The organism is Enterovibrio nigricans DSM 22720, assembly GCF_900167155.1.
Taxonomy (GTDB): domain Bacteria; phylum Pseudomonadota; class Gammaproteobacteria; order Enterobacterales; family Vibrionaceae; genus Enterovibrio; species Enterovibrio nigricans.
In genome coordinates, this window is record NZ_FUXU01000176.1 from 1 (window position 1) to 2,984 (window position 2,984).

Below are 2,984 nucleotides of genomic sequence, written 5' to 3' on the forward strand. Positions count from 1 at the left end.
TATATTGCTTAAGAACCGAACAACTTTAGGCTGCCATGTCTTCCAACCGAATTAAGCAACAAAGCCACGCGACTACTTACTTTAGACGAACCCAGTAGAAGAATTAAAGTTTTCGACAAATCAGGCTATGTTGGAGAAGACCTGACGTCCGTGCTATCCTGGATTGTTAATGACTAATAATATGATAATACACCAAACATTACATGGTTACCTAGATGGGCACCGCTTGATCTCATCTAGCACAATGCTTAGTAATAAAGCTAAGAGTATTATGTTGAAAGAGTCTGACTCACCAGGAGAAGATTTTCACTATGATAATGTTTGTTGCTATTCTGGATACTCAATCCCTGAGGATGAGATCTATGTTATATCTAAAACTTGGGTTGCGAGTGAGATATCAAGACCTGGTTGTGTATGGACCCATAGCTTATTATTGCCATATTCACTTCTAGAGGAAATAAATCCATTTGAATTCTTCAACCCTATAGACTTATTCCATGATGATAAGTCTAATGTATTAGATAATTTTGATCTTGTAGAGCCAATTTCTCTACATGGAGAAAACAATACGGATATGAATTTCAGTAGAGACATTGCTTTTAAGTTCACAAGGGTCTTTTCTACAAACAGTAAAAAGATTGCTTTATCATCATACTTATCTATCTATGACATTCTTATATTCATCGATATGCTATGGCCAAAGGAGAGGGAAAGTTTTTCTTTTAAAACATGGACTCCAAGACACATAGAAAAAAGCACCAACTTTAATAGGTTCTCACTAGCATTAAATAACCATGTTGAGCATCTTGACGACGAAAGTGATTGGGCAAACCCTATCTTTTTAAATAAGGAAAGCGCAAAACATTTCTTTTTTGAATATGGTAAAAACACAAATAGAAGCAATATAAAAAACCTATCAATCTGTTTTAGTCTAATAGAAAGCAATGCTATCAATGAACTGTGCCATTTCCTTTTGCGATGGAAAGGCGCACCTTTAGACTTAGTTAGAAATGTCATATACAGTGTAAGTGAAGATAGTGTCACTACAAACTTTGCATCTTTATTTTGTGCGTTCTTATTATTTATAGAAAGAGACCACTTAAAGGACTCTGTTTCAGAAAAAGTTGGTCAGTTAGTTTTCACATTAAATAGTTCACTTTTTTACAAAGTGATAGATACAAATGCTGATTTAGTGGTTGACTTTATTTCAGGAGTAATTAACTCACTCCCTCACGAGTTAATCATAAAATTATACTCGGAGTCAAAAATCCCTACAAGCCTCCTAATTAAATCAGGCACTCAAATAAGCAACCTGCTTATTAATGCAATAGATAATAGGGAAGACATCATCTCTCTTGCAAATAATAGCAAATCACTAGAAAATGCAAGCACTCTATTAGACATGCCTAGCATTATTCATGATATAAATCCCAAACTATCCATCCCACTTATAATAAACTCAAATCATCAAAAGATTAAACTTTACAGTGATATAATATCTTCAAATAAACATACAGTTTTAAATTACATTCAAAATCATGAAGTCAATAAAGAGTTATCAGACGCTTTATTCCTTAATATATACTTCCCTGACACACTTGGAGTCAATATCCTTCTGATAGAACACCTTTACTTCAATAGTTCCAAAAGCACAGAAATACTTTGTAAGGTGTTAGACCTAACAAAGAGCTCAGAAATAGACACCTTTATAGATGTAGTTATTGATGCCTACTTTCAAATAAAATCAAGAATAACAAATGACAATATTAGCTTTGATGAAAAAACTCAGCTAAAAGATGCTACTAAAAGAAATCCAGATGTGGGTCGATTTATTCCTGTAAGCGTCACAGACCATTTGAATATTTTCATTTCTTTGTATATTGGCAATAGAGATGATCTTCTTGAACGATTTGGCATAAATAAAACAGAAGACAAAAAATCAAAGAAGAAAAGGTCAAAATCAAGAAGTTTTTTTGACTTTAAATTCTAGGAGTGCTGGCGTTATGTCAGCTATTTCAAGATCCGAATTCGATCAAAATATTTCATGTATTCAACTCCTTAACCATAACCGCCATGAGACATTAACCTCTTATAAATGGAAAATAACTTTTAAATTTCGATCAATATTGGGAGTCTCATTACTAATATTACAGAAGTAAAATCATCTGAGCAGATCTTTAGATTCTAATCTAATGTCTCACCTTGTAGGTTATCTAAAGATTTCATTCGTAGAATTCCTCTAAACATTGTATGCTAGTAGAACACTACCAAATGAAGTTTGGTAGTGTTCTACTATAAACGACCTCTATGAGTGTGACTCATGAATGAACTAGATGTAATCCCCGTAATTCTCAAGAAAAGACTAGAAAGACGAATTTTATCCTACCCATTGATATCACCAGAGGAGGCATTAAATGAGATTCGAGCAATAGATAACATTGGAGACCCTAATGAGTTTTTTCAGAAGGAAAAAAATAAAAACCGTCTTTTGGTTTTCAACTTAGCAAACGATGGCTACCTGTTACTACCAAAGTTTCAATTCCATAGTAACAGCCACGGAGTCTTGCCTATCATCCCTCAACTATGTACCGCGCTATGTGGTTTAAACGACTTATCCGTCTACTTTTGGCTAACATCATATGATGATGACCTGAAAGGTGCACCTGCGGATTACTTAAAAGATACTAACAGCCATGATTTTATCTTAGATTTAGCTTATCTACTTAGAAACACTTTGACATTTCGTCACCTGTAAAACTGCTAATAATGTTTTAACGCAGAAACCCATACATTAACCGCCATGCAAACGAAAAACAAACAAATTAATTCCCACAAATCTCTATCTTTTACAAAAAACCACTGTTACTCGAGTGAGATAAAAATAGCACATTTAAAATGGCTTTGTTGCTTAATTCGGTTGGAAGACATGGCAGCCTAAAGTTGTTCGGTTCTTAAGCAATATACTGAGTTTCAGGCATACCCAG

General features: G+C 34.0%; 2 protein-coding genes. Both read left to right on the forward strand.

Annotated features, from left to right (window positions below):
• Positions 1–169: 169 nt before the first annotated feature.
• Positions 170–1,990 carry a GAP1-N1 domain-containing protein gene (locus tag B5D35_RS23255; protein ID WP_078754774.1) on the forward strand — a complete coding sequence of 607 codons (1,821 nt, stop codon included), beginning with the start codon at positions 170–172 and terminating at the stop codon, positions 1,988–1,990.
• A 330-nt stretch (positions 1,991–2,320) separates the two neighbouring features.
• Positions 2,321–2,755: a hypothetical protein gene (locus B5D35_RS23260; protein WP_078754775.1), complete on the forward strand. Its 435-nt coding sequence runs from the start codon at positions 2,321–2,323 to the stop codon at positions 2,753–2,755.
• Positions 2,756–2,984 lie beyond the last annotated feature (229 nt).

What these genes read in the sequence shown, in the direction of transcription:
- B5D35_RS23255 (WP_078754774.1), top strand. Translation starts at nt 170, where the DNA reads ATGACTAATAATATGATAATACACCAAACATTACATGGTTACCTAGAT.
- B5D35_RS23260 (WP_078754775.1), top strand. Translation starts at nt 2,321, where the DNA reads ATGAATGAACTAGATGTAATCCCCGTAATTCTCAAGAAAAGACTAGAA.